Genomic DNA, 22,352 nt, shown 5'->3' on the forward strand with positions numbered 1-22,352 from the left:
ATCTCTCTATAAAAATTGCATGTTCTTGCAACAAATACCACCGGTGGCATTTGTTAGTAAATTAATTTAACCAACCGTTTAATACAGCTGATTTAGTATAAAATTGTTCGAATTCAAAATCACTCAACTGACGTCGAATTTCAGGTGTGATATCTCTGTCGTATTCAGCCCCAGCACCTGTGTTTTGATATTCAAAGAATCGCGCAGCTTCTGGGGTAAATTGTGTTTTTTTACCACCATCTTTGGCTGTCCCGCCCATAGAACTCCATCCTTCAGTCGCTATATGTGCATCCATATAAGTGCGGATAAACACAGCATTGGCGACAGCAAAGGGATCTGCATAACGGCCATCGCTGAAGGTTGTGGTTGGATGCCAAGGTCGGCCTAAAGGCACTGAGCCATCAGCCACGCCTTCTTCTCGGGTGAGCTTACAGTTATAAAAAACAAAACCATAAGGGGTTTGAATCCTAGTACTTGGCGCTGTGATATAGCCAGAGTATTTTACTTTTTTAAACCTGCGTAAGCTGACAATTTCACTATTTTCAAACCAAACAGTGCCAGCCCCAAAAATAAAATCTACATGGCCACTTATTTTTGAATCGATAAAAGCACTGCGGCCACTATTGGCATATAAGGTATCTTGATAACCTAATAAAGACACATTAAGAAATAAACTTTTATCCGCATTGCCTGAAATCTGTAATGCGACTGCTTGTTCACCTTTAATTCTATCTGGATGTGTTTTATCCAACTTTTCGTTAGCCGGATAATCAAAGCTATTGGCTATGGTAATATTTTTCGCTGTGAAGTTTGCCTCAGTTACACGAAAAGTTGCTGTACCAAAAGTACCTATTTTTTTACCTTTTTCTGGATCAATAAATCCAGCGTACAGGCCATATTCAATAACTGTATTGTCACGATCACGACCAACTAAACTTATGTTTGATTTATTAATTTCAACCCTTTGTTTATAAACACCCGGCTCTATATGAATAGTCGCACCTTGGCTAGGAGCAAAATTAACCGCTTGTTGAATATCGGTAAAAGTGGTTTTACCTGCAGCAATAAATTTATCTTTTTCAACTTCGCTATTCACTACGTACAAGTTTGTAGTTTGATTCGTAGCAGAGCTTGAAGGCTCGTTGGACGCAGTAACTGAGCATCCAGCGACGACTAACAGAACACATGATAAAAAACTGGCAACAATTGCTTGTTTCATTAGAACAGCTCCGGAGCTAGCTGCTTAAGATCATCCACAAACAATGCGACAACTTGATCAGCGCCCCATTCAGACAAATGCGTGCCATCAGAAACGCCTTTCGGATATGAAGCATATTCACCTGGCTGATAAAATAAGAATAATTCTTTTGCTTTGGTAGGCCCGAGTTTGTTTAACAACTCTGTGGTTTTCACGGTTAAATCAATTAATGGAACAGTAAGCTTGTCGGCCAATTGGCGCATAGCGACTGGATAATCTTTGTGAGTGTCGATAGCTTTGTTGTTATCATCAAATTTATAGCGACTGATTGAGGTTAACAAAATCGGTTTAGCACCCAATTCGCGCGCTTTGTTAATGTAATAACTCAAATAAAATTGGTAGCTAGAAAAAGGTAAAGTATTGCGGTCTTTGTCTTTCTTCTGATCATTGTGACCAAACTGGATCAATAAATAATCACCAGCGTTAATTTGTTCCCATATCGGATAAATATAGCCTTCATTGATAAAGCTGCGTGAGCTTCGACCAGAGACGGCCAAATTGTGTACAGTAACTGTGTCAGCTAAATGTTGCTGCAAACGCATTCCCCAACCTGTACGAGGATATTTGTTTGTTTTGTAAAAGCTGGCGGTTGAATCGCCCACTATAAACACTTGAGTTTGTTGTTTTTCCTGTGCATGTAGCGCTTGAGTTAACAGCAACAAAATACAACTGATTAAAACCTTAGGGAACAAAAGATTTAAATTAACTATTTTAATTAACGGCACCACTTAACTCCCACACAAATTGTATAATCTAGGTCAAAAAAAGCAGTGCGCTAGCCGCTTGCGCAGCTAAACACACTGGACAACACACACATGGAACGACAAAAAACGAGTCAGCCAATTAAATAGTGAATGGTTTGCCATTCACCATAATATTTGACTGAATTAAACCTTTAACATTTTCAATTACACTGTCATTAGTTACTTCTTTGATATCAATGTTAGTTAAACTAATGCCAGAAATTGGTGTATGTGGATACCCTCTAACAACAAACGCGCGTTTTGCTTTTTCTACTTTAAGGTTATCGATATGAATATCTTTTAATACTGGAATAAAGTTACCAGCGTCACCTTCTTCATAGTAGAAGTTAACCACAACAGCATCTTTAACATGACCAATTTCAATATTGCGATAGTTTAAGTTTTCTAACAAACCACCACGGATTGAATTGGTTTTAATACGAATACCACGCGCAAGATCAGGACTACTCATTTGGCAGTTTTGAGCGTATAAATTACGTACACCACCAGAAATTTCGCTACCAATTACCACACCACCATGACCAGCTTTCATCTGACAGTTTTCAATAACGATATTTTGACATGGCATAGCAACACGACGACCATCAGCATTGCGACCTGATTTAATTGCGATACAGTCATCACCAGTGTCGAAGATACAATCTTCAATTAACACATAGTTACAAGATTCAGGATCACAACCATCAGAGTTAGGACCATAACTGTCGCAATGTACTTTGCGAATTGTCACACTGGTACATAACACTGGGTTCAACAACCAGAATGGAGAATTACGAACAGTAACACCTTCGATTAATACGTTTTCACACAAATACGGTTGAATGAAAGGTGGGCGTAAGTAGTTATTTTCAAATACACGCTGCTCCACAGGCACATTATCTTCTGCCATTTTTTGTACTGCATCACGCGTATGTTTTTGATTCTCAACCTCATTGATTTCCCAATCAGATTTTTTCCACTTACCTTTCCACGGCCACCAAGTGTCGTTACTACCGCCACCTTCTAAAATACCGTCACCAGTGATGGCTACATTTTTCTTTTTGAAAGCATAAATAAGCGGTGAATAACCAATCAACTCAGTACCTTCCCAACGGGTAAATACATATGGTTTGTATAATTCAGGCTCAGGAATAAATGCTAGGGTTGCACCTTTGCTCACATGTAAGTTGATGTTGGATTCTAAATGAACCGGGCCTGTTCTAAAGGTACCAGCAGGCACAACAACACGACCACCACCAGCTTTACTTGCTGCAGCAATGGTTTTTGCGATTGCAGCAGTGTTGACAAAATTAGCATCTGCTTTTGCACCAAAATCAGTAATGACAAAATCTTGATTAGGAATAACTGGCAAATTAATTTTGCTTTTAATACGTTTAACTTCACGCGTCCACTTATCAGCTTGCTCTGAACTGCTAACAGGAACCATATCGGCAACTTGGCTACAACCAGTAAGACTTGAACCAGCAAAAGTCACAGCACCCGCAGAAGCTATACCCATAGCTTTTAATGTTTTACGTTTACTAAAGTCCGTCATATTCACCCCAGTTTTTATTAGTTACTTGAAGATACTCAAGAATAATTGTTGCGTTTCAATTTACTCAAACTATATAGATACTATATGCCACCGGTGGCAATTGGTCAACTTATAGTTAAATATTTATAGACAAAAAGTTAAATTAACTCAAATCGGATTTGTAATAAATTTCAGACGTAAAAAACGCTTGGCTGAACAGATCCAGAACCAAGCGTTAAATTATGTAGAGCAATATCGGTTAGAGTAAACCGAAGAATTTAGGTAACCACTCACTGATACCTGGAATGTAAGTCACTAACATTAATACGATAAACATAGCGATATACAAAGGCATAAGTGGCCTAATTATTTTCTCTATAGATGTTTTGGCTACAGCACAGCTGACAAAGAGTACAGAGCCGACCGGCGGTGAACATAAACCAATTGATAAGTTAAGTACAATCATAATACCGAAGTGCAGCGGCGACATACCTAGCTCAGTTGCTACTGGTAAAAATATTGGAGTAAAAATCAGTACCGCAGGTGTCATATCCATAAATGCACCAACCACAATTAGGGTTAAGTTGATGATTAATAGAATTAAAAATGGGTTGTTGCTTAACTGGAGTAAAAACTCACTTATGGTTTGAGGAATATTCTCATAAGACAATATCCACGACATCGCAGAAGATGCACCAATTAACAACATGACAATAGCAGTGGTTTCAGCTGATTTAAGTAAAATACCCGGAAGTTGTTTCATCGCAACTTCACGATAAAAGAATACACTCAGAACCAAAGAGTAAATTACCGCGATTGCCCCCGCTTCAGTTGCGGTAAACACACCAGCGATAATACCGCCGATAACGATAAAGATAAGTAATAAACTTGGTACAGCAGCTAGAACTTTTTCCGCGACAATCTTCAGAGGCAAACGGTCTTCGGTAGGATAACCTTTAATTTTTGCGTAACCCGCACAAACCAACATCAAAGCTAAGGCAACCATAATACCCGGTAAATAACCAGCTACGAATAATGCTGCAATTGAAACCCCACCACTGGCAATCGCATAAATAATTAAGATATTACTTGGCGGAATCAACATACCAGTGGTTGCCGCAGCGCCAGTTAATGCCGCAGCGAAGTTTTTATCGTACCCCTTTTTTTCCATTTGTGGGATCATAAAACTACCAATCGCACTGGTTGCTGCAACCGCTGAGCCTGAAATCGCACCAAATAAAGTACAAGACATTACGTTAACTAAAGCTAAGCCACCCGGTAACATACCTATTAATGCCATAGCACATTCAATTAGCCGCCTTGCAATACCACCCTGCCCCATAATCAGGCCTGACAATACGAAGAAAGGAATAGCCAATAGTGCAAAACTATTAATACCACCGGCTAACCGCTGCGCAATTGTTGTTGCGGCGGGAATAAAATCTATGCTGTACAGCATAGTCACTAAGGTAGCTAAACCAATACTGAATGAAATTGGTACATTCAGCGCTAACAAAAAGAAGAATACTGCGAGTAACAATAAACCTGAAAATTCCATCATTATTCCCCTTGCTCACAAACTTGAGTTTGTTTGCAATTGATAATTTTTTCTATTGCAAATAGGCTGATTAAAAAACCAGATAAAGGTACAGCTGAATATATGTAGCCCATTTGAACTTCTAATGCGGCCGACGTTTGTACTGGATCTAGCGTCATATCGACCAATTCAATGCCACCAATACACATAACAACAACCGAGAAAGTTAATACACATAAATGTGCAAACAGAGTTGCTACAAACTTACGACAACCTGTCATGCGGTTGGTTAAAATATCTAGGCCCAGATGTGAATCTTGTTTATATGCGTAAGCCGCACCAAACAAACCAATCCAGATTAATAAAAATCGCGCTAACTCTTCGGTTACCGAGCTAGGTGCTTGTAAAATATAACGAGAGATTACTTGCCAACAAACACCAGCTACAATTAATGCAACCAAGCCAGTTAGCAAATACCCTAAAACTTTTTCTACAACGTCTAATACTGCTTTCATGGTTGCACCTTCGCTTGTTGGATAGAACTTGTGCTATCAAGATTTGATTGCGTTTCTGCAAGCTTAGAAATATCAGCTAAGTAGTCACCAATTAATGTGCCATCAAAGCTCTTATGGAAAGGTTTAACAGCCTGTAAGAAAGGTGTTTTGTCTGGATAAATAACTTGAACACCAGCTTTTTCAACTTCAGCTAACGCTTGTTGTTCACCCGCTAGCCATAATTGTTTTTGTAGCTCAATTGAGTCTTCAATCGCTTGTTTTAACCAGCCTTGTTGCTCTTCATTTAAGCCATCGTAAATATGTGCACTGCCTAAAATTACATCCGGAATAGACGTATGTTCGTTTAGCACATAGTACTTACAAATTTCATAGTGACGTGATAAGTAAAAAGACGGTGGATTGTTTTCAGCGCCATCAACAACACCTTGTTGCAAGGCTGCATAGAGTTCACCAAATGAAATAGGGGTTGCTGCACCACCAAATGCGTCGATCATCTTAACCGCCATTTGGCTTTCCATTACACGTATTTTCTGGCCAGATAAATCTTTTGGTTGCTCCACTTTAGTTTTGGTCATGTAAAAACTACGGCTACCCGAATCGTAGTAACCTAACCCAACAAAACGTGCTTTACGGGTTGAATCTAACAATTGCTGGCCAACTGGACCTTGTAGTACGTTCCATCTATGCTCACGGCTTTGGAATAAATAAGGCACGCTATAAACTTTCATATCTGGCACAAAACCTTCAATCGCAGCAGCAGATACTTTGGTCATCGCCAAGCTACCAATTTGTAGCAGCTCAACCATTTCACGTTCAGTACCTAATTGCGCATTTGGATAAATTTTAATTTCCATAGTGCCATTAGAATATTCACGTAATTTGTCAGCCATATGCACCATAGCTTTGTGCACACTATGCTCCATATCTAATGTATGGCCCATACGCAGCACAACCACATCATCTTGCTGTTTACAGCTTGTTGTTAAAAACAACAAGCTAAGCAACATGGCTGATTTAATAATTGAAAAATAACGCATAATATACCTCTATCGCAGTTCAGACGGACCGTATTTGTCCATGTCATCGTATGCTAGGTTTTCGCCTGCCATGCCCCAAACAAACGCATAGTTTGAAGTACCAGCACCAGAGTGAATAGACCAAGGTGGTGAAACAACCGCTTGATGATTGTGAACCCATATATGGCGAGTTTCTTTAGGTTCCCCCATAAAGTGACAAACAGCTTGATCTGCTGGTAAATCAAAGTAGAAATAAGCTTCCATACGGCGGTCGTGTTGATGAGCTGGCATAGTGTTCCAAACACTACCAACTTGCAGGCAAGTCACACCCATTTGTAATTGGCAAGTTTCAACTATACCGTTGATTAATAGCTGATGGATTTTGCGTTCGTTACAGGTTTCTTTACTACCCATATGCAAAATATTCGCATCTTCCATACCTACTTTTTTATTTGGGAAAGCCTGGTGTGCAGGAGCAGAGTTGATGTAGAACAAAGCAGGCGTATCTGAACTATCACTTTCAAAAATAACGTCTTTTGCGCCTTTACCTATGTATAAAGCTTCTTTGTTTTCTAGCTTATACACATTGCCATCAACGGTAATTTGACCTGTACCACCTACGTTGATCACACCCACTTCACGGCGATCTAAAAAGTGTTCAGCTTTTAGCGCATCTATTGTTTCTAGTTTTAATGCTTGCGACTTAGGTACAGCAGAACCAACCATGTAACGGTCGTAATGGGTATACACAAAAACAATTTTGTCTTCTGCCATTATGTTATCGATTAAAAAAGACTCTCTAAGCTTTTCTGTGGTAAAGGTTTTAACCTCTTCTCGACCAATTGCGTAACGATTTGTATATTCAGTTGTCATATTTATCTCCAAGCGTAATTAGCGGGCTAACCAGCCGCCATCAACAGCCAAAATATGACCGTTTACATAATCACTCGCACTCGATGCTAAAAAGACCGCAGCACCACCTAATTGTTCTGGTTCGCCCCACTGACCAGCTGGAATACGTTTTTGAATTTCAGCATTTCTCTCAGCGTTATCTTGTAAAGCTTGAGTGTTATCAGTTCTAAAATAACCCGGCGCAATCGCATTTACTTGCACATTATGTTGTGCCCATTCGTTGGCCAATGCTTTGGTCACACCAGCAATACCATGTTTACTAGCGGTATATGCAGGGACTGTAATACCACCCGTATACGAAAGCATTGAAGCAATGTTGATAATTTTGCCTTGTTTGCGTTCAATCATTTGTTTGCCAATTTTTTGGCTTAACAAGAATGCTGAATTTAAGTTAACGTTGATAACTTTTAACCACTCGTCTTGCGGAAACTCATCTGCTGGGTAACGTGCTATCGTCCCGCCATTATTAACCAACACATCTATCTGACCTTGCCACGCAATTGCTTGTTCTGCCATAGCAGTAACTGAATCTGCATCATTTAAATCAGCAGCAACAGAAATAGCCTCTCCACCTAACTGACGAATTTTTTCTACGGTTTGCTCACAGCCATTTACGCTTGATGCACTACACACGACTTTTGCACCTGCTTTTGCCAAAGAAATAGCTATGGCTTGGCCTAATCCCCTACTTGCGCCGGTTACTAGCGCAGTTTTGCCAGTTAAATCAAACGCTGAAATATCACTGTTGCTCATTTGCACACTCTCCAATCAATTATTACCACCGGTAGCATAAATACCAAAGACACACTAAACTGTTTTAATTACTAATATTAGGTCACTAATTGGTTATTTTCTTTATGCTAACCGTATTTTGTAAACTAGAAGCATCATTTTTGATGTTATCTTTTTTAAATAGATAACACAATGTTAAAATAAAATAAATGCCACCGGTAGCATTTATTGTAAATTAGCACTATAGTATATGCAACCAAGTATCGTAATTACTTGAGAAGCTTTAGTTAGCTTCAAAAACACTAACAAAGATCAATTTGATTAACATTTAGGTGAAACCATGGGAAATAAATTTCGTAACATGTGGTTATTATCTGCAGTAACTGCAATGTCCACAGGGCTAGTAAGTTGTGGTAATACGCAGAGTTCAGCGACTAAAGCTGCGACCACTGCAACAGATAATTTAGATTATGTCGCAAAAATGACGTTGAGAAATCCATCAAAATTTGCACGAAACGATGAGATTACCTATTTCAGCTTCCCTGCTCTAGGGATTGATTCAAGAGTGCCATTGGCGAAAAATTTAGCTGTTTACAATCAGAACAATCAGTTGGTGCCAAGCCAAGCAATTGACATGGACCAAAACGGCGAAGTTGACCATTTGGCTATCTTAAATCAATTTGCTGTTGGTCAAAGTCATGACTTAATCATCAAAAAAGCCAGTCAACCGGCTAATTTTGAAAAGCGTACCCAAGGTGATTTAGCCCATAAAGTTGGCGGTAAATGGGATGGCTCTAAATACATAGGCGGCGAATTTAAAAACGTTACCAAGTTAGTTGTACCTGAACAATATACAGATCACGGCGAATATATCCGCTACGAAGGCATTGGTATTGAGTCAGATCAAGTTGGCTACCGCATCTATTTAGATTGGCGTAACGGCTTTGATATTTTTGGTAAAACTAAAGATGAAATATCACTGCACAAAGTCGGTTTAGACGGCTACAAGAGCTACCATGAAATGCAAGATTGGGGCATGGACATACTTAAAGTAGGTAAATCTTTAGGTATGGGTGGTTACGGTTATTGGAACGGCAGTGAAGTTGAACGTGTATCTAAAGTAGATAACTGGCAAGCCCAAATTGTCGATAATGGTCCAATTTATTCATCTATTCAAATCAACTACAAAGGCTGGCAGGTAAAGGATCAAAAAGTTGATTTAACTGCCAAAATGGCCATGACTGCTGGCAGCCGCCTAGTTAAAGTTGATTTATCGACTACAGAAAAAGTTGATGATCTTGCGATTGGCTTGGTTAAACATAAAGGCACACAATGGATCCAAGGCGAAACCGACATTCAAGGTACAGCTTGGGTTTATTTTGCCTCTTACGGCCAACAAAGTTTAAATAATGACAATTTAGGCATGGCATTGTTCATCAAAAAAATGAACATCAAAGAAATCACCCAAGACAAAAACAACTATGTGATTGTTAGCAAAAGTAACAGCAAAGATTTAAGTTATTATTTTGCAGCAGCTTGGGACAAAGAGCCTAACGGTGTGACCTCACTTGCTGATTTTGAAACTTACTTAAAACAAACCAGCGAACGTTTAACTCGTACCATTCGCGTAAACAAAACTACAGCTTTAGCTGCAAAAGAAAACGCTATGCCACTAACTAGTGCTCGTGCATTAGACGTAGCAAAACGCTTAGCAGATTCAGAGTTGCGTCGTAAAGCCTACGACTATGTAAACGGTGGATACGATAAAATGCGTCACCGCCCTTCTAAATATACCTATACAACAGGTTTATTAGCTATGTCGTTTGATGATTTATATCAAGCAACTCTAGATCCTAGATATCGCCAAGCTGCACAAACTATTGTTGGTTCATTTATCGCAGAAGATGGCAAAATCATCACTTATAAGAAGTCAGATTTTAATATCGACAAAATCAACTCAGGTAAAATGATTTTGCGTTTATACGAACAAACAGGTGAAGAAAAATACCGTATCGCAGCCGGCCATTTACGCGATCAATTAAAAGATCATCCAAAAACTTCAAATGGTGCTTTCTGGCATAAAAAAATCTACCCACATCAATTATGGTTAGATGGAGTTTATATGGGTATGCCTTTCTTAGCACAATACTCAGCTTTATTTGAAGATGGTGCATCATTTGATGAAGTTATCCATGAATTTGAAGTAAGTCGTGAATACTTGCGTGATCCAAACTCAGGTTTGTATTTCCATGGTTGGGACGAGTCTAAATCAATTTATTGGGCAAACCCAGAAACTGGTTTATCGCAAGAGTTTTGGGCACGTGGTATGGGTTGGTTAGCTATGGCAAGTGTAGATGTTCTAGACTTTTTACCTGCTGATGATAAAGAAAACCGTAAAAAGTTATTACACATAATCGAAGAATTCGCTGCAGATTTAGTTAAATACCAAGATGAAGCTTCTGGTACTTGGTATCAAATACCAAACAAACCAAATGAAATTGGCAACTATAAAGAATCATCAGCAACGGCTATGTACACCTATTTCTTAGCTAAAGCAGTTAACCAAGGTTATTTACCGAAAAAATACAAAGCAAACGCAATCAAAGCGTATCAAGGCATGTTAGATGTATTTGTTGAGCCACATCCAGACGGAAGCGTGAGTTTAACCAACATGTGTTTTGTGGCTGGTTTAGGTTTTGGTCGTGATGGTAGCTACAACTACTATATGGATGAGCCAGTGTTAGCTGACGATCCTAAAGGTACTGGCCCTTTCATTATGGCAAGTGCGCAAATCGCGACACTATTGGACAAGTAATTTAGCTAAACTGGAATAAACAGTTTCCCTCTAACAAAAAAGCCACTTTAACAATTTAGTTAAAGTGGCTTTTTTATTTAAACTTGATTGTAAATTTTAGTTATTTTTTAGCAGCTTGTTTTGCTTCGAAAGCCGCCATTTGTTCTGGCGTTGCTGGTAGTTGATGTTTGTCTTTCCATTCAGAATAAGGCATACCATAAACAACTTCGCGTGCGGCTTCATAATCAACCGATTCACCGAGCTTTTCTGCTTCAGCACTGTACCATTTAGCTAAACAGTTACGGCAGAAATTTGCCAAAATCATCAGGTCGATATTTTGCACATCTTTATTATTGTCTAAATGGGATAATAAACGACGGAAAGTTGCCGCTTCAATTTGATCTTGTTTAGATTTATCCATGGTTTTAAGCCTTTTCTTTCTCTTTTTGTTTTTTCTTATTTTTAATGTATTCGAGCGCACGCTCAAGATCTTCTGGTGTATCTATACCTGCAGGTGGCGTTTCAGTTGCAACACCAACATGAATTTTTTCACCATGCCATAACACACGCAATTGCTCTAACGACTCAAGCTCTTCTAGCGGGCTTGCTTCCCAGTTTAAGTACTGGCGAACAAACTCAGCTCTGTAGGCATAAATGCCAATGTGGCGGTAATAATGGCGTGCAATATCATCACTGGCGTCAGCTTTTGCAAAACGATCACGATCGTAAGGTATGGCTGCACGGCTAAAATACAGCGCATAACCGTTTTTATCCATCACCACTTTAACCGCATTTGGGTTAAACAATTCTTCTTTGTCTTCAATTGGTACAGCCAAAGTCGCCATATCAGCTTCAGTGTATAAAGCCATATTATTCGCAACTTGGTCAACAATTGCTGGAGGAATAAATGGCTCGTCACCTTGCACATTTACAATCACATCAGATTCTTTTAAACCTAATAATTGAATAACTTCACCAATACGCGCAGTACCTGATTCATGACCATTGCTAGTCATAACCACTTCAGCACCAAAACTTTGTGCTGCTGCAAATATGCGCTCGTCGTCTGTTGCTATCACAATTTTACTGGCTTTAGTTTTTTTGCATTGTTTATAAACACGTTGCAACATGGTTTTACCCGCCATATCGACTAAAGGTTTACCTGGAAAACGTGTAGATGCATATCGAGCTGGAATGACTATGGTATAACTCATGATTGAACCTCATCCAATGTTAGTGCGCGAGCTTCGGGCTCCATCAACACAGGGATATCATTACGTATAGGATAGGCCAATCTGTCAGCTTTGCACCATAATTCAGTTAAATCCTTTTTGTAATGCAAGCCACTTTTACAAATTGGACAAGCAAGGATATCGAGCAATTTTGTATCAAATGCCATAGTTTTTCCGAGTTTGTTTAAGTTTAGCTGTTAATTCTTCAACGAAGTTTTGGTTAGGTTGAATGCCTATAGGTAAATAACACCAATTGTCTTTAGCGAAATTTTGGCATTTAACCGCGTCTTTTTCTGTCATTATCACCGGCTGATCTTTTAATTGGTCGAAATCAGCCGAATTAAATTTATGATGGTCGAGAAAGTGATGATATTCAAGTATTTGTATACTTTCTTGTGCAAGTGAGTCATAAAAGCGCTGTGGATTACCAATTGCACATACCGCATGATAAGCGGTATCAATAGAAAAAACGCTATTGTTATATTTCGGATTAACCGCTTTTAATCCTTGAGGCTCAACCACAAAATAATCTGTGGTGAAAGGATTAGACACCCGACCATTGGTAATCACCAAAGTACTACTGTTAAGTCGCCAAGCACCTTCTCGCAAAGGCCCTGTTGGTAACAAGAAACCATTACCTAATAGTCTATTGCCATCAAGCAAAATTATTTCAAGATCCCGCTGCAGAGCATAATGCTGCAATCCATCGTCTGAAATGATAATGTCGACATCAGCCTGTTGTTCAAGTAAGTTGCAACAATCTGCTCGATTTGCCCCAACCACCACAGGCACGCTAGTGCGATTGGCAATTAACCTTGTTTCATCACCAACTAATTCGGCACTATCTTCTACTGTTATTAAATGAGCACCTTGTTTTATTTGCCCGCCATAACCACGCGAAATAACTGCTGGCTTAAGCCCCTGCTGCTGCAAATATTCAACCAACCAAATTACAAATGGCGTTTTGCCAGTGCCACCCACGGTAATATTACCAACTACGATGACAGGTTTGCTACAGCGGTAAGACTTCTTTATCCCTAGCTTAAATAAACATCGGCGTAGCGCAGACAATAACCAAAAAATCAGCGTTAATGGCAAAAGTAAGTAGGTGCCTTTGTGCTGTTTGTACCAGCCGCGTTCAATCCAATTCACGCGCCACCAGCAAATTGCAAATCATAAATTTGGCGATAAATACCTTGCTGCTCTAATAAAGTTGTGTGCGTGCCCTGCTCAACAATTTGTCCTTGATTGAGCACAACAATATTGTCTGCTTTTTCAATGGTGGATAATCTATGCGCAACCACAATCACAGTTTTATTGACACTCAACTCCTCAATTGCTTGTTGAATTCTGCGTTCAGATTCAGTGTCTAACGCTGAAGTTGCTTCATCTAAAATTAATATGGGTGCGTTGCGCAAGATAGCTCTTGCGATAGTAATTCTTTGCCTTTGCCCACCAGATAAACTCATACCGTTTTCGCCGATATGTGTGTCTAACCCTTGTGGTAAATCTTTAACAAAATCTGTCACATAGGCAGCTTCTGCTGCGGCTTCAATTTGCGCTCGGCTGACTTCCCCTTCAATACCATAAGCAATATTGTTGGCAATGGTATCGTTAAATAAAATAACGTGCTGCGACACCAAAGCAAACTGCGCACGCAAAGATGCCAATGTGACGTCTTTGATTGATTGACCGTCAATTAATACTTGCCCTTGTTCAAAATCATAAAAGCGCGTTAATAAGCTGGTAATAGTCGATTTACCACTGCCCGACTTACCAACTAACGCAACAGTTGAGCCTGCGGCTATATCTAAATTAATTTGACTTAATGCCGGGTCTTGTTTGCCCGCATAAGTAAAATTAACATCTTTAAGTTGAATGTGGCCATCAACACGTTTTAATTCGGTTTTACCTTCGTCTTTTTCAACAGCTTCATCTAACAAAGCAAACACACTGCCACATGCAGCGATACCCCGTTGAAAATCAGCATTGACTGTCGTTAATAATTTAAGCGGTCGTAACAAGGTCATCATACAAGTTAATACTGTGGTAAAAGTACCTGTGGTTAAGGTGCTTAAAAACTCAGGATCACTGGCAATTAATAACACTGATGCCAAAGCTAAGGATGCAATTACTTGGATAACAGAAACACTAATGGCTTTAGTGCTGACCAACTTCATTTGTTGCTGACGGGTTTGATTATTAATATTGGAAAACTTGTCGGCTTCTAATTGTTGCGCGCCGCTCATAACCACAACTTTATGGCCGTTTAACATTTGTTCAGAAGAGGTAGTGACATTACCCATTGCTTTTTGAATGCGGCGGCTGACGGTGCGAAATCTTTTACTCACATAACTAACAATCACACCAACAACTGGGCCGATTAACATAAACACAAGTGACAATTGCCAGCTTAAATAAAACATGACCACCAACAAACCTAATACAAATGCACCTTCACGGACTAAGGTCATTAAAGCTTTACTTGAAGCATTTTGAATTTGTTCAATATCAAAAGTTATTTTTGCGATTAAATCACCAGTTGAGGTTTGATCGTGAAAACTCACTGGTACTTTCATTAAATGATTGAACACCTCTTGGCGTAATGCACAAACAACATTAGTGCCAACCCAACTTAAGCTATAAGTTGCGAGGAAATTAGCAATACCACGCGCTATAAAAACGATAGGAATGGCCAAGCCCATAGTAAATAACAAATCGTAGTTTTTCTGGGTTAAACCTTCATCGATAAAAGTTTGAATTTGCGAAAAGAAAAAAGCATCTATGCCTGCATACAACAACATGCCGATAATGGCAAAAGTTAATCCGGTTCGATATTGAGTTGTATAAGTTAATAAGCGCCTAAACAAAGCTTTTGATTGTGTGGGAGAAACAGGATGCATATTCAATCATTTAGATAGTCAAGTGCGGCTATTCTAATCGCAGCATTACAAAAGATCATCCCTAAATGCGCTTAATTTGCCAGACGCCTGCTTAATTGATTGTTTATACCAAGGTAAGTAAATTCCGGCTAACTCACTTTTAACCTCAATTTCAGTATCTGGATTAAAATAAAATATGCTTTGGCCATCCACAGCTGAATCAATAATAACTTGAGAATTTCGCTGTAAAACCTCAATAACTTGTGGGTGTGGATGGTTAAAGCGGTTAAGGGCACCGCGACTAATCAAGGCATATTCGGCCTGGCTCGCTTTAATAAAGTTTTCTGTGCTTGAAGTTCGACTACCATGATGGGCGATTAACAGCACATCCAAGGGTAACAATTGGCTGAACTGACTTTGTGTTAATAACCAAGATTCAGTTTGCTGCTCAATATCACCAGTTAAACAAACTTTATGCTGCGTATCTGAAATACAAACGACACAAGACGCATTGTTTTTATTGTCAGCCAAAACATTTTGCCAACTAAACCAAGTTAAATTTAACCAATTTTGTTGATTGACTTGCTCACAGCCTACTTTGCCCTGATATATGTGTGCGTCTGGCCAAAATCTGCCAATTGCGTCTAAACCACCAGCATGGTCTTTGTCGGCATGGCTTACTATGACCTGCTCAAGCGATAAACCACGCGCAATTAACACTGGCTGCACCACAGCTTCGAACAAATTGAAGCCCGAATTAAACCTATCACCAGTGTCGTATAACACAGCGGATGTACCGTCCTCTAACAATATGGCCAAACCTTGACCAACATCCAACATATGTAACCGCCAGCCTTTGTTATGCTGCTGTAGTTGAAAACTTACAGCAACAGCTAGCGGAATAAGCGCCAGTCCAGCCAACATGAGTTTCCGCCTAACTAGTGCCATATATCTTAATAAATACACAAACAAAAATCCGGCGGGTATTAATACAACAAAAATCAGCGATAGCTGGCTTGCGTTTAATGCCACAAAATGACCTTCAAACCAAGCTAAAGACTCAAATAACCAAGTTAAATTTTTGTCGGCAAGCCACACCAGCGGCAAAGATAAAGCCGGAATAACCACAAGGCACATCAATGCAAACATTAATAACGGTAAAATAATAAAAGTGACCCAAGGAATCGCGATTAAGTTAGCCAATAAACTGCCTGTGGGAATTAATTGAAAAAACACCACTTGGGTGGGTAATAATAAAAGGCTAATACCCGTTTGCAGATAAATAATGCGTAAACAAAGATTGTGTTGGTCTAGCGAAAATAGTTGCATACAGCGCCAAACTAACAATACGCAAGCCACTGCAATAAAACTTAACCAAAACGAAATACTCAACGGGCTTAACGGTAGCAACAGCAATACAACAAACAAAGCAACCACAAAACGTTGATGGCTAGACCAATTTAGCCTGAACAAACTAAGACTTACCCAAACACTGATAAATATTGCAGCACGAACAATTGGAATAGATTGCTGACAAAAATATACAAACAACCAAATCATCATCAAGGCTGTTACTTTAGCTAATGTTTGATAGGTAAAATAATGTGAGGTACGCATGGGCAATAAAATCAACAACACTAGCCAATAACACCAGAGAAAAACCAATCCTATGTGCAGCCCAGAAATTGCCAACAAATGTGCCGTGCCGGTATTTTTCAAAACATCCCAGTTTTGCTCAATCCATGACCTGTCGCCCGTTGTTAAAGCCAACATCAAATCGCCAAATTGAAAATCAACAAACAGCTTTTGCAATTGGCTGTGCCATATGTGTTTGAGTGATGACTGGTCAGATAAAACTTCAACCTGCTGTATATAACCTGTGGCAAAAATTTTTTGTCCAAACAGCCATTTTTTAAAATCAAAACCAGCCTGATTATTAAAACTTGTCGCTGGTTTAATTTTAACTTTGAGTTTAACTCGCTGACCTAATTGCAGTAACGGCTCAGCGCGATAGTAACTCAAACGGAGTTTGCTTGTTGGCTGCCAAAATGCTTGAAAACAAGCTTCAGCCTGATAGATACAATTTACTGCCACATTAATTTTTTGCTGGCTTTTGCCACCAGCTAAAGTTTGTACAGGTAATTGTTCAATTTGCGCCTGAATCACTAGGCTTTGGGCTTGATTATTCGCAACAATTGGCGATAAACTTTGCCACTGCATAAATACTGATACTGAACACAAGCCAATTAGCACAGATGCAATTTTGTAGTAACGCAGTATAATTGCACAACCAATTATTAGCATTGTCACTAATAATTCATTTACGTTGAATAGAATCGGCAAGTTGTTGGCTAGAATATTCCCAACAATAAAACTTAGCAGGCACGCTTCCATGTGTTAACCCTAATATAAGTGGACTATAACAATATATGCCAAAGAAATTTATCCAAAGGTATCTGCCAGATCACCATACAATTAAGAATCAAAAATCACTGAAGATTTTTGGTACTCTGTTGCACGATGCAAACCTTTGGCACCTGAATAGAAAATCCGTTGCGGGTGCATTTGCTGTTGGCTTATTTAATGCTTTTATTCCTGTTCCATTTCAAATGTGGTTATCCGCCGCTGGGGCAATTTTATTTAGAGTTAATTTACCTCTGGCAGTAGGTTTAGTTTGGATAACTAACCCTTTCACCATACCACCGATATTTTTTGGTTGCTACCTACTCGGCACATTTGTTTTAGGCCAAGAAAGCCAAGACTTTAATTTTGAATTAAGTTGGGATTTTTTAGTTGAAAGTATGTCGACTATAGGCCCCGCATTAATGACCGGAAGTGCTATTTGTGCAGTCACGTTTTCAGTGATTGGCTATTTAACTATGAACGTACTGTGGCGCTCTAATGTTAAGTCAAACTGGCAAAAACGCTTGGAAATGCGTAAACACAAACAAAATAGCCAAGCCTAGTTTAAACAAGGCAAGTAACCTTGATTACTTGCCCTAGTATCGAAAACCAAGTGTTTAAGCGTTCATTGCTCGCAACATCCACGCGGTTTTCTCATGAATTCGCATTCTATCCGACACCAACGCAGCACTTGATTCATCGTTAGCGTCTTGCGCAGTTTTTAGAACTTGACGCGCTGTTTTCACAACTTGCTCGTGGCTTTTGGTTAATATCTCAACCATAGCGCTGCCAGATGGAATATCATCTACTTCTTCAATTGAACTTAGCTGGGCAAATGCTTTATATGTGCCAGGTGCATACACGCCTAAAGTACGAATACGTTCTGCGATATCATCTACCGCAACAGCTAATTCAGTGTAATGCTCTTCAAACATTAAATGTAGTTCACGAAATTGTGCGCCTGTTACATTCCAATGAAAATTGTGTGTTTGTAGGTATAAGGTATAAGAGTCGGCTAATAATCTTTTTAGTCCTTCAGCAACTGCAACTCTGTCTTGTTCGTTAATACCAATATCAATGCTCATAATAAGTTCTCCAATTTACTTAATTAAATCTTATCCCGCGTTTAGGTTGAGATAATAATGGTATAAATAGACATTGGTCTCAAACCGGAAAAATCAATTGTTGTAATAGATTTTTTTCCAATTGGTTTCAACCTGATCTTGGATGATGGGCTTGATGTAACTGCTGCAAACGCAATTTAGCCACATGGGTATAAATTTGCGTGGTGGATAAATCACTGTGGCCTAATAGAGACTGCACAACGCGCAAGTCAGCCCCATGATTAACTAAATGAGTTGCAAAAGCATGACGTAAAGTATGCGGCGAAATATCCGTACTAATACCCACACGTAAACAATAATGTTTGATACGGTGCCAAAAGGTTTGCCGAGTCATTTGCACACTGCGGTTACTTAAAAACAATACTTCACTTTGTTGTTTATTCAGTTCAGGCCGCGCGTAAGTTAGATACTTAGTAATTAAATCTTGCGCCAACTCGCCCATAGGCACCAAACGTTCTTTATTGCCTTTACCTATTACCCGCACCACACCAAGCTCAACATTTACTTGTTGAAAGGTTAACCCCACTAGCTCGGTTACCCGCAGGCCTGTTGCATACAATAATTCGAGCATGGCTTTGTCGCGTAATTCAATAGTATCTTCTTCGCTTGGCGCATCTAACAAAGCGTTTACGTCTTGTTCAGTGATGGTTTTAGGTAAATAGATAGATAATTTGGGGGGCTTAACAAACTGGCACGGGTCGCGCTCAATTAATTTTTCACCAATCAGGTATTTATAAAACTTTTTGATACTACTAAATTTGCGTGCAGCGCTACGCTGTTTGACGCCATTTTCAGTTAAATACACAAGATAAGCTTGCACCAGTTCTCGCGTGACAGCATAAAAATCGCATGGCGCATCAGCGCAGTAACTGGCAAATTGAATTAAATCAGACTGGTAAGCTTGGCGAGTATTATCACTTAAGCCTTTTTCAAATAATAAAAAATGAATAAATCGCTCAATTAAATCTAATTCAGCTTGCTCAGGCTTTTTCGCTTTGCTCATGCTTTAACAACCAACGCTTTACATCAACTTTATGGCCTAAACGCCACTGACCAGAATAACCACCTATGCCGTTAGCGGCAACAATTCTGTGGCAAGGAATTACAATAGGAATAGGATTATTACGACATGCCCCACCAATAGCCCGAGCGCTGGTATTCACCTCTTTGGCTAACTCACCATAAGTTAAACAGGCACCAAACGGAATGTTTTTTAACGCTTGCCAAACTTTTTCTTGAAACACAGTACCTGAAATTTGCATAGGTAAATCAAACTGATTGGTCTTTTTAGCAAAATATGCAGTGAGCTGGTCAACTATCTCAGCTGTCAGTTTGTTCGCACCCGTCACAGTATAAGGAACACTTTCAGCATGCACGTCCACATGGGTTAAAGCTTGCTCATTATTCATCACAGCAATTTTGCCAATTGGTGTAGTGATTATCGCTTGTGCAGATGGTCGCATATTATTGCCCTATTCTCCCTTTGAGTTTGATACTATAGCGCGAATTTTATTATCGGGTTATGAAATAATATGAAAATTGGTTTATTTTACGGCTCTACTACCTGTTATACCGAAATGACAGCAGAAAAAATACAACAATTTATCGGCGACGACATTGTTGATATTTTTAATATTAAAGATTTTCCGTTAAGCGATTGTTTGCAATACGATTATATAATCTTTGGCATCTCAACTTGGGATTTTGGCGAACTACAAGAAGACTGGGAATCAATTTGGTCTGACGTTGCAGAATTAGACCTATCAGGCAAAACCCTAGCCTTGTATGGTCAAGGCGACCAAGAAGATTATGGCGATTGGTTTCAAGACGCAATGGGCATGCTCTACCAAATAATCAAACAAAATGATTGTCGTATTATCGGTTTTTGGCCAAATGAGGGTTACGAATTTACCGCGTCAAAAGCATTAACCGAGGATAAAAGTCAGTTTGTTGGTTTGAGCTTAGATGACGAACGTCAGTTTGATTTAAGCCAACAACGTATTGAAGATTGGTGCGTGCAAATTTTGCAGCAAATAGCCGAGTAAATTTGATTTAGATCCATACCATTTTCTCAATTCTCAACTACATTGTTAATGAGACGAGTAATTTACCTATCATTGGCTTAATATTGGACAGTGAGTATGAGAAAAAAAATAGCAGTGATTACCAGCGGTGGTGATGCACCGGGCATGAATGCATGTGTGCGCGCCATAGTTTTGGCTGCCAACCGTTATGGCCATCAAGTGGTAGGTTTTAAACACGGCTATAACGGCTTAATTGAAAATGAATATAAAGAGTTAACAGCTGACAGCGTTCAGCATATTATCAAACTCGGTGGCACAATTTTAAAAAGTGCTCGCTGTGAAGCTTTTACCACAGACAAAGGCCTCACCACAGCGGTAAACAACCTCACCCGTAATGAAATTGATTCCTTTATTGTTATTGGTGGTGATGGTTCGTTGCGTGGTTTAGATAGGCTGTCTAAACACTGGGATGGCCAAGTAATTGGTGTGCCCGGCACAATAGACAACGACCTTAGCGGCACAGACAACACTATAGGCTATCAAACAGCGATTGATACTGCGCTCGATTCAATTGATAAATTGCGTGACACCGCAGATGCGTTTGAACGCATATTTTTAGTTGAAGTTATGGGCAGACACGCAGGTTTTATTGCGCTTGCAAGCGCAGTTGCCAGCGGTGCGGAACAAGCTCTTTTTCCCGAAAGTATTGAAGATCCTCATTTAGAACTCGAAAGCATAGTGCAACACGTAGAATGCTTGCGCAAAGTTAAAGGTAAATCTAGCATTATTATGGTCATTGCCGAACATTTGTGGCCTGGTGGTGTAACAGATTTAGCCGAGACTTTAACCAAACAAATTGGCATTGAATGCCGCCCTTGTATACTCGGCCATATACAGCGCGGTGGTGCGCCTGTCGCTTACGATAGAATTCTTGCAACTAAACTCGGTACTTACGCTGTCGAAATCATTAACGAAGGCCAGTCTGGTGTTATGGTTGGCGAAATTAACAATCGTCAATGTGCGCATAAACTTAATTATGTGTATTCAGAACAAAAAGCACTTGATCCCTATTTAGTAAAAATACAGCAAAATATTTTTGACGTTGTACAATGCCTGAATCAAACCAAAACTTTATAACTTAAACTCATATGAGTGATTTAAACCAACAACTCTGTCCTTGCGGCAGCAAGCAGCTTTTTACAGCCTGCTGCCAACCTTATATCAAAGCAGAAAAAACCGTAGAAAATGCCGAACAATTAATGCGCTCTCGCTACAGTGCCTATGCAACCAAAGCAGTTGATTATTTATATCAGACACAAGCCCCGGCAACACGAGATAGCCGACTAAAACAAGATATTCAAGCATTTGCCGAGCAAACTCAGTTCCTGCACTTACAAGTGCATCAGCACATAGTGTTAAATGATAAACAGCAACAAGTTGAATTTACCGCTATCTATAAAGTGCAAAACCAATTTCAGCAATTAAACGAATTATCTGATTTTATTTTTGAGGATAATCAATGGTATTACCAACAAGGCAAAAGTGACTTTATTAGTTTGAAGTTAGGCCGTAACGACCCTTGTCCGTGTCAATCAGGTAAGAAATTTAAGAAATGTTGTGGTGCAGGCTAATTTCCCCACACCACA

Annotated in this window: 22 protein-coding genes; 5 read left to right on the forward strand and 17 right to left on the reverse strand. The window is 39.4% G+C overall.

Features of this window, described 5'->3' with window-relative positions; translation table 11 throughout:
• Nucleotides 1-61: 61 nt before the first annotated feature.
• The 8 genes from ACMZOO_RS01755 to kduD form a co-directional block, all read right to left on the reverse strand.
• Entirely contained in the window at nt 62-1,219 is a 1,158-nt protein-coding gene (locus tag ACMZOO_RS01755) for a pectinesterase family protein (RefSeq protein WP_440905032.1), read from the reverse strand.
• A complete protein-coding gene (locus ACMZOO_RS01760) occupies nt 1,219-1,983 on the reverse strand; it encodes a rhamnogalacturonan acetylesterase (RefSeq protein ID WP_440905033.1) in 765 nt (254 codons plus the stop codon). Before ACMZOO_RS01760 ends, ACMZOO_RS01755 begins: the two co-directional genes overlap by 1 nt.
• Before the next feature lie 118 nt (nt 1,984-2,101).
• Nucleotides 2,102-3,556: a glycoside hydrolase family 28 protein gene (locus tag ACMZOO_RS01765; RefSeq protein WP_440905034.1), complete on the reverse strand. Its 1,455-nt coding sequence runs from the start codon at nt 3,554-3,556 to the stop codon at nt 2,102-2,104.
• A gap of 238 nt (nt 3,557-3,794) precedes the next feature.
• The gene (locus ACMZOO_RS01770) at nt 3,795-5,093 is read right to left on the reverse strand and encodes a TRAP transporter large permease (protein ID WP_440906324.1); all 1,299 of its coding nucleotides are present in this window, start codon (nt 5,091-5,093) and stop codon (nt 3,795-3,797) included.
• 2 nt (nt 5,094-5,095) lie between these two features.
• Nucleotides 5,096-5,587 (reverse strand): TRAP transporter small permease, encoded by a 492-nt coding sequence (locus ACMZOO_RS01775; RefSeq protein ID WP_440905035.1) that lies wholly within the window; start codon nt 5,585-5,587, stop codon nt 5,096-5,098.
• A complete protein-coding gene (locus ACMZOO_RS01780) occupies nt 5,584-6,624 on the reverse strand; it encodes a TRAP transporter substrate-binding protein (RefSeq protein WP_440905036.1) in 1,041 nt (346 codons plus the stop codon). Before ACMZOO_RS01780 ends, ACMZOO_RS01775 begins: the two co-directional genes overlap by 4 nt.
• Nucleotides 6,625-6,633: 9 nt before the next feature.
• Nucleotides 6,634-7,476, reverse strand: a complete 843-nt coding sequence (kduI, locus tag ACMZOO_RS01785; RefSeq protein WP_440905037.1) for a 5-dehydro-4-deoxy-D-glucuronate isomerase — start codon at nt 7,474-7,476, stop codon at nt 6,634-6,636.
• A gap of 18 nt (nt 7,477-7,494) precedes the next feature.
• Complete coding sequence (kduD, locus tag ACMZOO_RS01790) at nt 7,495-8,268, reverse strand: 2-dehydro-3-deoxy-D-gluconate 5-dehydrogenase KduD (RefSeq protein ID WP_440905039.1); 774 nt, start codon at nt 8,266-8,268, stop codon at nt 7,495-7,497.
• Nucleotides 8,269-8,587: 319 nt separating this feature from the next.
• On the opposite strand from kduD, the gene ACMZOO_RS01795 reads away from it, so the two are divergent.
• Nucleotides 8,588-11,062: a DUF4861 family protein gene (locus ACMZOO_RS01795; protein WP_440905040.1), complete on the forward strand. Its 2,475-nt coding sequence runs from the start codon at nt 8,588-8,590 to the stop codon at nt 11,060-11,062.
• A 100-nt stretch (nt 11,063-11,162) separates the two neighbouring features.
• Here ACMZOO_RS01795 and ACMZOO_RS01800 read toward each other — a convergent pair whose 3' ends face one another.
• The 6 genes from ACMZOO_RS01800 to ACMZOO_RS01825 are packed head-to-tail and all read right to left on the reverse strand — an operon-like array spanning nt 11,163 to nt 17,549.
• Nucleotides 11,163-11,462, reverse strand: coding sequence for a DUF1244 domain-containing protein (locus tag ACMZOO_RS01800; protein ID WP_016954882.1), 300 nt, complete (start codon nt 11,460-11,462; stop codon nt 11,163-11,165).
• A gap of 4 nt (nt 11,463-11,466) precedes the next feature.
• Nucleotides 11,467-12,255, reverse strand: coding sequence for a 3-deoxy-manno-octulosonate cytidylyltransferase (gene kdsB / locus ACMZOO_RS01805; protein ID WP_440905041.1), 789 nt, complete (start codon nt 12,253-12,255; stop codon nt 11,467-11,469).
• A complete protein-coding gene (locus tag ACMZOO_RS01810) occupies nt 12,252-12,440 on the reverse strand; it encodes a Trm112 family protein (protein ID WP_016954880.1) in 189 nt (62 codons plus the stop codon). The genes kdsB and ACMZOO_RS01810 overlap by 4 nt, the downstream gene beginning before the upstream one ends.
• Nucleotides 12,430-13,425 (reverse strand): tetraacyldisaccharide 4'-kinase, encoded by a 996-nt coding sequence (gene lpxK / locus ACMZOO_RS01815; RefSeq protein WP_440905043.1) that lies wholly within the window; start codon nt 13,423-13,425, stop codon nt 12,430-12,432. The genes ACMZOO_RS01810 and lpxK overlap by 11 nt, the downstream gene beginning before the upstream one ends.
• Nucleotides 13,422-15,176 carry a lipid A export permease/ATP-binding protein MsbA gene (gene msbA / locus ACMZOO_RS01820; RefSeq protein WP_440905045.1) on the reverse strand — a complete coding sequence of 585 codons (1,755 nt, stop codon included), beginning with the start codon at nt 15,174-15,176 and terminating at the stop codon, nt 13,422-13,424. The genes lpxK and msbA overlap by 4 nt, the downstream gene beginning before the upstream one ends.
• A gap of 45 nt (nt 15,177-15,221) precedes the next feature.
• Nucleotides 15,222-17,549: a DNA internalization-related competence protein ComEC/Rec2 gene (locus tag ACMZOO_RS01825; protein ID WP_440905046.1), complete on the reverse strand. Its 2,328-nt coding sequence runs from the start codon at nt 17,547-17,549 to the stop codon at nt 15,222-15,224.
• Between the two features lie 35 nt (nt 17,550-17,584).
• On the opposite strand from ACMZOO_RS01825, the gene ACMZOO_RS01830 reads away from it, so the two are divergent.
• On the forward strand, nt 17,585-18,121 hold the full coding sequence (locus tag ACMZOO_RS01830) for a DUF2062 domain-containing protein (RefSeq protein WP_440905047.1): 537 nt from the start codon (nt 17,585-17,587) through the stop codon (nt 18,119-18,121).
• Between the two features lie 54 nt (nt 18,122-18,175).
• On the opposite strand, the gene ACMZOO_RS01835 is transcribed toward ACMZOO_RS01830, so the two are convergent.
• From ACMZOO_RS01835 to ACMZOO_RS01845, 3 genes are all read right to left on the reverse strand, one after another.
• Nucleotides 18,176-18,646 (reverse strand): Dps family protein, encoded by a 471-nt coding sequence (locus ACMZOO_RS01835; protein ID WP_440906325.1) that lies wholly within the window; start codon nt 18,644-18,646, stop codon nt 18,176-18,178.
• A 124-nt stretch (nt 18,647-18,770) separates the two neighbouring features.
• A complete protein-coding gene (gene xerD, locus ACMZOO_RS01840; RefSeq protein ID WP_440905049.1) occupies nt 18,771-19,685 on the reverse strand; it encodes a site-specific tyrosine recombinase XerD in 915 nt (304 codons plus the stop codon).
• Nucleotides 19,663-20,145 (reverse strand): methylated-DNA--[protein]-cysteine S-methyltransferase, encoded by a 483-nt coding sequence (locus ACMZOO_RS01845; RefSeq protein WP_440905050.1) that lies wholly within the window; start codon nt 20,143-20,145, stop codon nt 19,663-19,665. Before ACMZOO_RS01845 ends, xerD begins: the two co-directional genes overlap by 23 nt.
• Nucleotides 20,146-20,214: 69 nt before the next feature.
• Here ACMZOO_RS01845 and fldB point away from each other — a divergent pair, with 69 nt between their 5' ends.
• The 3 genes from fldB (at nt 20,215) to ACMZOO_RS01860 (ending at nt 22,337) form a co-directional block, all read left to right on the forward strand.
• Nucleotides 20,215-20,727, forward strand: a complete 513-nt coding sequence (fldB, locus tag ACMZOO_RS01850; RefSeq protein WP_440905052.1) for a flavodoxin FldB — start codon at nt 20,215-20,217, stop codon at nt 20,725-20,727.
• A 96-nt stretch (nt 20,728-20,823) separates the two neighbouring features.
• A complete protein-coding gene (locus ACMZOO_RS01855) occupies nt 20,824-21,843 on the forward strand; it encodes a 6-phosphofructokinase (protein WP_440905053.1) in 1,020 nt (339 codons plus the stop codon).
• Nucleotides 21,844-21,854: 11 nt separating this feature from the next.
• Nucleotides 21,855-22,337 (forward strand): YchJ family protein, encoded by a 483-nt coding sequence (locus ACMZOO_RS01860; RefSeq protein WP_440905055.1) that lies wholly within the window; start codon nt 21,855-21,857, stop codon nt 22,335-22,337.
• Nucleotides 22,338-22,352 lie beyond the last annotated feature (15 nt).

This window comes from Catenovulum sp. SX2, from assembly GCF_052056295.1.
In the GTDB taxonomy this organism is placed as follows: Bacteria; Pseudomonadota; Gammaproteobacteria; order Enterobacterales; family Alteromonadaceae; genus Catenovulum.

Bases quoted from the DNA above. Each gene is read 5' to 3' on its own strand.
- ACMZOO_RS01755 (WP_440905032.1), bottom strand. From the start codon at position 1,219: ATGAAACAAGCAATTGTTGCCAGTTTTTTATCATGTGTTCTGTTAGTC.
- ACMZOO_RS01765 (WP_440905034.1), bottom strand. From the start codon at position 3,556: ATGACGGACTTTAGTAAACGTAAAACATTAAAAGCTATGGGTATAGCT.
- ACMZOO_RS01770 (WP_440906324.1), bottom strand. From the start codon at position 5,093: ATGGAATTTTCAGGTTTATTGTTACTCGCAGTATTCTTCTTTTTGTTA.
- ACMZOO_RS01775 (WP_440905035.1), bottom strand. From the start codon at position 5,587: ATGAAAGCAGTATTAGACGTTGTAGAAAAAGTTTTAGGGTATTTGCTA.
- ACMZOO_RS01780 (WP_440905036.1), bottom strand. From the start codon at position 6,624: ATGCGTTATTTTTCAATTATTAAATCAGCCATGTTGCTTAGCTTGTTG.
- kduI (WP_440905037.1), bottom strand. From the start codon at position 7,476: ATGACAACTGAATATACAAATCGTTACGCAATTGGTCGAGAAGAGGTT.
- kduD (WP_440905039.1), bottom strand. From the start codon at position 8,268: ATGAGCAACAGTGATATTTCAGCGTTTGATTTAACTGGCAAAACTGCG.
- ACMZOO_RS01795 (WP_440905040.1), top strand. From the start codon at position 8,588: ATGGGAAATAAATTTCGTAACATGTGGTTATTATCTGCAGTAACTGCA.
- ACMZOO_RS01800 (WP_016954882.1), bottom strand. From the start codon at position 11,462: ATGGATAAATCTAAACAAGATCAAATTGAAGCGGCAACTTTCCGTCGT.
- kdsB (WP_440905041.1), bottom strand. From the start codon at position 12,255: ATGAGTTATACCATAGTCATTCCAGCTCGATATGCATCTACACGTTTT.
- ACMZOO_RS01810 (WP_016954880.1), bottom strand. From the start codon at position 12,440: ATGGCATTTGATACAAAATTGCTCGATATCCTTGCTTGTCCAATTTGT.
- msbA (WP_440905045.1), bottom strand. From the start codon at position 15,176: ATGCATCCTGTTTCTCCCACACAATCAAAAGCTTTGTTTAGGCGCTTA.
- ACMZOO_RS01825 (WP_440905046.1), bottom strand. From the start codon at position 17,549: ATGGAAGCGTGCCTGCTAAGTTTTATTGTTGGGAATATTCTAGCCAAC.
- ACMZOO_RS01830 (WP_440905047.1), top strand. From the start codon at position 17,585: ATGCCAAAGAAATTTATCCAAAGGTATCTGCCAGATCACCATACAATT.
- xerD (WP_440905049.1), bottom strand. From the start codon at position 19,685: ATGAGCAAAGCGAAAAAGCCTGAGCAAGCTGAATTAGATTTAATTGAG.
- ACMZOO_RS01845 (WP_440905050.1), bottom strand. From the start codon at position 20,145: ATGCGACCATCTGCACAAGCGATAATCACTACACCAATTGGCAAAATT.
- fldB (WP_440905052.1), top strand. From the start codon at position 20,215: ATGAAAATTGGTTTATTTTACGGCTCTACTACCTGTTATACCGAAATG.
- ACMZOO_RS01855 (WP_440905053.1), top strand. From the start codon at position 20,824: ATGAGAAAAAAAATAGCAGTGATTACCAGCGGTGGTGATGCACCGGGC.
- ACMZOO_RS01860 (WP_440905055.1), top strand. From the start codon at position 21,855: ATGAGTGATTTAAACCAACAACTCTGTCCTTGCGGCAGCAAGCAGCTT.